The organism is Candidatus Contendobacter odensis Run_B_J11 (assembly GCF_000531125.1).
Lineage (GTDB): Bacteria > Pseudomonadota > Gammaproteobacteria > Competibacterales > Competibacteraceae > Contendibacter > Contendibacter odensensis.
Genome location: NZ_CBTK010000200.1, coordinates 1 through 7,440, shown reverse-complemented (window position 1 = coordinate 7,440; position 7,440 = coordinate 1). Strand labels below are relative to the sequence as shown.

Genomic DNA, 7,440 nt, shown 5'->3' with positions numbered 1-7,440 from the left:
CCGGCGGCGGCCAGCGCCTTGGCGACGGCCGCGCCGATGCCGGAATTAGCCCCGGTCACTAAGGCGCGTTGACCTTTTAGGACTGGTTGGTTTGCGCTGCTCATGGGGATCAACCTCTTTTCTGATCACTGGATAGGGGGTAATGAATTCTCGCTACGAGGTCAGCAATGCCTGTGCCATGCGGTAATATTTAATGAAATAACAATTATTTTCATGGACTTGTATTTTAGTAGCGAGCCTTGAAAGGATGTGGTGGGCGCTGAGGACTGCGATATGTCGAGGAGCCGCTAAATGCTGTGGCGAATCTTGAATTGAGGATATGGAGGGTGATGCCGGCCAGACAAATCGTGGCGACGAACGCGATTCAGCGCTCAGATGAAGTCTGATTGCAGGATGTAAACCGGATGAAAGGATGATGAGTAGTCACCGGGGGTCCGCTCAACGAAACGGAAAGCGGCCCGATGACTTCAGTGGAGTGAGAGGTTTTTTGCGCGATCTGAACGATGGGGGGCGAATTGAAATCGCTGCCTGAAAGGTAGTCGCCGCTCGGCAAATTTAAGGATGGGTGGGGAGAGACAGGGTGGCTTTGGCGACCGACGGGCGTAGCGGAAACCGCTTGATTTTGCTGTGCGCCGTCAAGCTGAGCAAAGCCGGCGATATATCCAGGCTCAGTACGCCTCCGATCCTCCATTTTCTTGAACAGCCTGGGTTTGTGCTTGCGGAAGAAGAAAAAGACTGTGGGTTCATGACATCACCTCACGCGATAAAGCAAGGGTTGGGTCTCTGAAATTCACTTCGACTGCCCTGACAAACCGGTAACCGGCCATAGTCACGACTATCGTGGTGATTGAGTCGCCGCCCAGTCATCCATTAGGGAAACCCGGGCAGGCGATCTCGCGGCATCAGGCTTTAGCTGCGATCATTAAATCCATGAGCGATGAGGGACAGCATCCTGGAAAGGGGGGGTTCGACGACTCTGCGGCTAACCGTAGTACCCTCGTTTTCCACCGTGCTGCGGTCGTTGAAACCGCTGGTCGTTGCCATCGTCTCAGTGCGCCGAACGCTTTGGGCATGTGGCATGCCTTGGGTATCGGCGTTGGAATATTCATTACTGATGGCGTTGATATAACCACTGCCGTGCTGGAAAGGTTCCGCTAATGCGGTTGTGCTCAGGGTCAGGCCGGAAGCCAGAATCAATAGAGTAGTGGCGATGGTCTTGTTCATGGGATAACTCCTCAATGGCTGGTTAGAGATAACAGGGATTGACAACTTGACAAAAGCAACGCCCATGCCAGCCTGAAAATATTAAAAATATATTTAATAATCATATAGTTATAGTTTAAGCTCAAACTTATGGCAGACTGGCGAGATAATAGGCCCCACGATATATCGCAACGCCATTAAATAAAGAGGCGGGCTGTTAAAAGCACTAGGAAGCTGTGCAAGAATTCCCCTCGCCCGCTTATGGGAGAGGGGCTGGGGGAGAGAGAGTGTACAAAAAACGCCTCTTAACAGACCTGGGAATAGAGGAGGGTTCTAATTCAGGCCGGGAATTTGGGTTTGCGGATATTCAATTTCTGCATCCGGGAGCGCAGGGTGCTGGGGTTGAGGTCCAGAATCGCCGCCGCACCCGGTTCGCCCTCGATCACCCAACCGGTGCGCTCCAGCACCTGGAGAATGTAGGCGCGCTCCATCGCTTCGAGCGAACCCAACGCTTGCGGTGCAGTCGTCGTATCCTGATCGTCCAGGCGCAATTCGAGGGCGTTGTCGATCTCCAGCAGGGGACCCCGGGCGAGAATGGTCGCGCGCTCGATGACGTTTTGCAGTTCTCGGATATTGCCGGGCCACGAATAACGCAGCAACCGCTCGCGGGCGTTGGGCGAAAGGTCGCGAATGGATTTGTTCATCTTCCGCGCAAACTTGTCCAGAAAATGATGAACCAGCAGCGGAATATCGGATGGGCGTTCACGCAGAGACGGCAGCCGGATGGGAAACACGTTCAGCCGGTAATAGAGATCGGTGCGAAAGCTCCCCTCCTTGACCATCTTCGCCAGATCGCGATTGGTGGCAGCGACCAGCCGGACATTCACTTTCAGCGTGTGGACGCCGCCAACCCGCTCGAATTCCTGATCCTGCAACACCCGCAACAGCTTGGCCTGAGCGCCGGCGCTCAGTTCGCCGACTTCGTCCAGAAACAGGGTGCCGCCGTCAGCGAGTTCAAACCGGCCCTTGCGCTGAGCGGTCGCGCCGGTGAACGCGCCTTTTTCATGGCCGAACAACTCGCTTTCCACCAACTCGCCCGGCAGGGCGGCGCAGTTGACGTTCACGAACAACTTGTCGCGCCGGTCGCTCAGGTCGTGAATCGCCCGTGCGATGACGCTCTTGCCGGTGCCGGTTTCTCCGGTCAGCAGCACGGTGGCGTCGGCGCCGGCCACTTGCTCAACCTGGGCAAACACCTCCTGCATGGCCGGCGAGTCGCCGATGATATGGCCGGGACTCTGCCGGGTCTTGATCTCCTCCTGAAGATAGAGGTTTTCCAGTTGCAACTGTTTGAGGGTTTCCTCGGAATGCCACCGCTCGGTTACGTCCCGCAGGATCACGGTGTAGAACCGCTGGCCGCCGATCTCCAGTGGCGAGAGCGTGGCTTCCACCAGGAATTCCTCGCCGTCGCAGCGGCGGGCGGTCAAGCCTTCGGGTGCCCACAGTTGCTGAGAGTTCACGGTAGCGGGCTGGACCGCCAGGCAATAGCCTTTGACGAGGTTGCCAAAGCGTTTGGAGAGCAGGGGTATGAAGGATTGACCGAGCATCTGTTGCGCCGAACAGCGGAAGATTTTTTCGGCGGCGGGGTTAAACAGGGTGATGCGCTGTTCAGCGTCAAGGGTGATGATGGCGTCCAGAGCGCTGGATAGGATGCTCGCCAAGCGTTCTTCGCTTTTGTGCAACGCCTGCTCAGCCTGCTTGCGCTCCAATTCGGCCCGGGCGCGGGCGGCGAAAATCCGCAAGAGCGCCATCCCCCTGAATTCCTTGACCATCGGCTGATCATGGAGTACGGCCAGGTGGCCCATCATTTCATTCCCGGATTCAGAGATCAGAGGTACACCGAAATAGCTCTCGATCCCCTTCATCCTCAGCCAGGTATCCCGGGAAAACATCTCATGCACTTTCTTGGTTAAATATACCGTCTCGCCGCGAATGACGACTTCGCAAGGGGTACCGTCCAGATCGAATTCAGTATTGTCAGTGATTTGACCGTCGAGCCAGAAGGCGAGCGTGCGGACCCGCGTTCGGCTTTCCAATAGCTCGCACACGAAGGCGTGGCGCACATTCAGAGCTAGAGCCAGTTCCCGCACCAGGGCGTAAAAGAACTCGGTGCCGGTGGCGGTAGCGGTGCCTTCGACGATAGTGCGTAAGGCCAGATGCATGGCATCACGTTCGTCGGCGGATTGAAGCACCGCATCGTCTGGTGGGGTGGAGCGTTGATTAGCGGGTTGAGCAACGGTTCCATTCATGCAAAAAACCTCCATAGATGGATTTATCCGTTAAAATTACTGAATCACCTATAGCAGTTTATGCGGCATCATGCGACCTGATCATGAAATTTATTGACGGTATTTTTATTGAGGAGTACCCCAAAGTTCTTCGAGGCGCTGATCCCGTCCACAGGAATAACGATAAAACTTATAGCGCACCGGGTTTTTCTGGTAGTAATGCTGGTGATAGTCCTCAGCGGCATAGAAAATCGTTGCTGGGACAATTGTGGTCACGATGGGTTGATTGAACCGGCCGGACTGCTCCAATACCAGTTTGGACGCCTCCGCCAAGCGCTGCTGCTCATCATCGTGGTAAAAAATGGCTGAACGATATTGCTGGCCCTTGTCGCAAAATTGCCCGGTGGCGTCGAGTGGGTCGATATTGCGCCAGAAGACATCCAGCAAGCGAGAATAGTTGATTTTAGCGGGATTGTAGATAATTTCGATTGCTTCGGCATGTCCCGTGTCGCCAGACGAAACTTCTGGATAGGTCGGGTTCGTCTTGTATCCGCCGGTATAACCGGATGTCACCGAGACCACACTAGGCAATTGCTCAAACGGCGGTTCCATACACCAGAAACAACCACCGGCGAACGTGGCTTTGGCAAATTCTTGACTGGCCGTTGAGTTGTTATCGCTATAGGCAGGATGGAACGAACTTAGGAAAAACAAACCACCGATCAGAAGCAGCAGTTCCCACTGTCTTGATTTATAAGGATTTTTTTCGTCTAATCAGGGTTACATTTTGGGAAAATATCTTTGAAAATCATGGTAACAAAAATAAGAGAGCGGGAATCACTGGATCAGAAGTGACTGCCGGAAAGTAAAAAGATACATTACCATCGGTCTCCGCTGAATGCAGAGTTGGTAGAAATGGGAGTGAATACCCCAAAGAACTGGATAGAAAATGACTGGGAAAGATAAGCGATGGGGTGGCTATGATGCCACTCCATTTTGATTAAAAATTGCTATTAAAATAGCAACAATACTGTATTATTTATCACATGACAAGGTTATTTGTCGTTAAAACCCACCTTGATTTCATTTGCGTCCAACACGCCATCCTTATTAGTGTCCATCTTGGTCCACGCCGCCATATCGTTGCTTTGCTTCATGTATTCTTCCTTAGTAATTGTGCCATCCTTGTTGGTGTCCATGATCTGTGCCGTCGACATATTGAAACCTGCGGCGAACGCAGTGCTCAAGGTCAGGCCGGAAATCAAGATGAAAGTCAGTTTGGTCAATGTCTTCATTGCAAGTTCCTCATCAGGAAGACAGGTTTTTGGAATGGGTTTGCGGTGGTACCGCTATCTTTCCTGTGAGCAAGGGTGATGCCAATTTTTAATGAACAGCCCTCTCATTAAAAATCATAAATATTTACAGTTGGTTGCAATTTTAAATTGGAAAAACGGCTTGGCTAAAGGCATGAAGCGGAAGTTTGAAGCGGGAATGAATCCCGCGATATTTCGTGGAACCACGAAAAGTCGCAGTGACGAACGGGGCGGGCTACGCCTGCCAGCAGTTGTTACCATAACCCTTGTCTGACGTAGAGTTTGCTCAGCAGGGCAACTTGCAGAAGGATGGCTTTCAGGAGGGCGTGCTGCATCCGTTCAATGTCCTGGGGACTGCGTCCATCGGCAGCCAGAAAAGGTCGCGCTGTGGCAACCAGCGGATACGCCAGCGCGACGGCATGGCGAAACCCCGGCAGTAATGTCGGAGACGATTGCGCTGAGGAATCTGGTGGCGACTGTTCGGAGTACAGTTGTTTGAGCCAGGGCGGTTCTTGGGGAAAATAGCAGGTCTCAAATAGCCATTGTCGGAAGCGGCGACGGGCGGTCGTGGCGCCGTCCAAGGCAGTCGCTGGCTCCTCCCCGCGCAGCGCAGCCAGTGCCGTGACCAGCGCCGGGTGAGCCGCCACCATACCGAGCACCATATCCAGATAATCATCGGTCTGCTCCTTGAGAATCCGCCACCCTTTTCGCAAAGCGATTTCGTCATCCGGGGAGAACAGACCAATGTTTAACAGCAACTCTACTTCCGCCCGATCCGGAAACCCGGCTAGGGCAGGACGAGCAACCTCCTCCTCACCGGATATCTGAACCGGGGTATTCATGGAATTCTCCTCTTTGGACACACCGTCGGCCGAAGCAACTGACTAGCGGCGGATGAACCGGCTAATCAGATGATCCAGCGATAGCTTGCCAGGACCGTGACACATCGTAATCAGCAGCAGCAGCCCCCACACCTGATGCTCCGCCAGTCCGGCGGCCATCAAGTCCGGATAGGAAATGACGGCCACGATGTTGAAAACGAACATTGCCAGCGCGACATAGCGTCCGCCTAGACCCAAAAACAGAAACACCGGTAGCAACAATTCCACTGCCGTACCCATATAAGCTGCCAGCGTCGATGGCAACAGCGGAACCTGATATTCGTATTGAAACAGGGTAAAGGTGCTTTCGGTCGGAAGCAGGCTGAGCGGGTAGTTGAAGGCATGACCGAACAGCATGAAACTTCCGGTCGTGGTTTTACTTAACCCGGAACTGAAGAAGGCACTGGCGACCCAGTAGCGGGCCAGGAAATCGGCGACTGGCGTTAAGAAATTGGCCGTCTTGCGAAACAGTGCATCCGCTTTGCACAGGAGGGGCACGGCTTTCGCCCAGAACGAATATCGGGGCGAATCGGCCATCGCATTGGTGTCAGTGGCGGTCATCATGGGATTCCTCCTTAATCTACATGGATAGTGGAAAGTAAAAACACTTAAGGGTCTTGCAGGTGAAAAGCGGCCAGTACGCCTTGCAAAGCGCACCGACTGAAACAGGCGGGTAAATCAAAACTGGGTTGTGCAGCCAGCGCCCACTCGCAAGCGGTAGCGAAGGTGCACCCTTCCGCCAGAGCGCACAACAGACTAAATTCCCCATCCTCAAGGGCTTGAAATTCAATCTCTAAATTCTCGCGGCGAAATACCAGCAGCTTGATCCCGCCCAAAGTTAAATCCGCCGACGGATCGCCCGCATAGTTGTCCTGATTGACTTCCCAAATCCGCAGGATCGGGAAAGCCGATTCCAGCAAACGAGCGGCAGGATGCAGTTGGAAGCGCAATGCTCCCTGCTGCTCGGCAGGTACTTGCGCCAGCGCCGCCACGTCGAGCGGCAAATGGCGGGCGGCATGGAAAACCTGGTGATACGCCCATTCCAGCCGGGCGACATCGGGCAGATAACCCAATTCAGCAGCGGGCGCAAACGCTTCGAGAAACGCTGCGAAAAATTCGCCAAACTCATGCAAATCGCCGGAACGGGACGGATGGCGGGCGATGTATTGCGCCGACGCATATTCAAAGAATCCATCGCCGACCAACCGGCATACGACCGGATAGACCGCTTTCAACGCACCGGTCAAGCTGAGCAAGCTGTTATTACGATAGACCTGCAAGCGCCGGGTGCCGCTCAGACCGGCGGCCCGGATGTGGCGGTCGAATCCGTTCTGCTCACTGTCGAGTACCGCAGCGGCAAAATCCAGTTGCAATTCACGCAGCCTGAGCATGGCGTTCCTCCAGAATCGCATCGGCCCGCTCGGCCTCGGCGACCAGTACCGCCAGTTCGGGCAAGTCGGTATCCCACTCAATCAGCGTGGGAATCGGGCCAAAGCGTTGCACCGCTTGATGGTAAAGGGCCCAGACCGCCGGACAGACCGGCTGGTTATGGGTATCAATCAAAATCTCGCCGTCGTCGAAGCGATTGACGGTAAATCCGGCCAGATGAATCTCCTGAACCATAGGGCGTGGAATCGCCCGCAGATAGGCGCTGGCGTCGAAATCGTGATTGCGGGCGCTGACATAAATGTTATTCCTCAGTACAGGACAAAACTGATAACCCTATGAATAAAAACGGTTAAGCTAGGCATTTTTTGC

The 7,440-nt window shown here is 54.1% G+C and carries 8 protein-coding genes and 1 pseudogene; all 9 read right to left on the bottom strand.

Going from position 1 to position 7,440, the window contains the following annotated elements:
* Positions 1–104, bottom strand: a pseudogene (locus BN874_RS26480) (sugar dehydrogenase); the annotation flags it as partial.
* A gap of 805 nt (positions 105–909) precedes the next feature.
* Positions 910–1,224, bottom strand: a complete 315-nt coding sequence (locus tag BN874_RS12090; RefSeq protein WP_034433654.1) for a hypothetical protein — start codon at positions 1,222–1,224, stop codon at positions 910–912.
* Positions 1,225–1,541: 317 nt separating this feature from the next.
* Positions 1,542–3,509, bottom strand: a complete 1,968-nt coding sequence (locus tag BN874_RS12085; protein ID WP_051497774.1) for a sigma-54 interaction domain-containing protein — start codon at positions 3,507–3,509, stop codon at positions 1,542–1,544.
* A gap of 105 nt (positions 3,510–3,614) precedes the next feature.
* Positions 3,615–4,202 (bottom strand): peptide-methionine (S)-S-oxide reductase MsrA, encoded by a 588-nt coding sequence (gene msrA, locus BN874_RS12080; protein ID WP_230314420.1) that lies wholly within the window; start codon positions 4,200–4,202, stop codon positions 3,615–3,617.
* Between the two features lie 341 nt (positions 4,203–4,543).
* On the bottom strand, positions 4,544–4,783 hold the full coding sequence (locus BN874_RS12075) for a penta-EF hand family protein (RefSeq protein ID WP_034433650.1): 240 nt from the start codon (positions 4,781–4,783) through the stop codon (positions 4,544–4,546).
* Between the two features lie 272 nt (positions 4,784–5,055).
* Positions 5,056–5,643 (bottom strand): globin family protein, encoded by a 588-nt coding sequence (locus tag BN874_RS12070; RefSeq protein WP_034433648.1) that lies wholly within the window; start codon positions 5,641–5,643, stop codon positions 5,056–5,058.
* A 42-nt stretch (positions 5,644–5,685) separates the two neighbouring features.
* A complete protein-coding gene (locus tag BN874_RS12065) occupies positions 5,686–6,219 on the bottom strand; it encodes a DoxX family protein (RefSeq protein WP_081756355.1) in 534 nt (177 codons plus the stop codon).
* 71 nt (positions 6,220–6,290) lie between these two features.
* Entirely contained in the window at positions 6,291–7,073 is a 783-nt protein-coding gene (locus BN874_RS12060) for an HvfC/BufC N-terminal domain-containing protein (protein ID WP_051497772.1), read from the bottom strand.
* Positions 7,057–7,371, bottom strand: coding sequence for a multinuclear nonheme iron-dependent oxidase (locus BN874_RS12055; protein WP_268258833.1), 315 nt, complete (start codon positions 7,369–7,371; stop codon positions 7,057–7,059). The genes BN874_RS12060 and BN874_RS12055 overlap by 17 nt, the downstream gene beginning before the upstream one ends.
* Between the last annotated feature and the right edge of the window lie 69 nt (positions 7,372–7,440).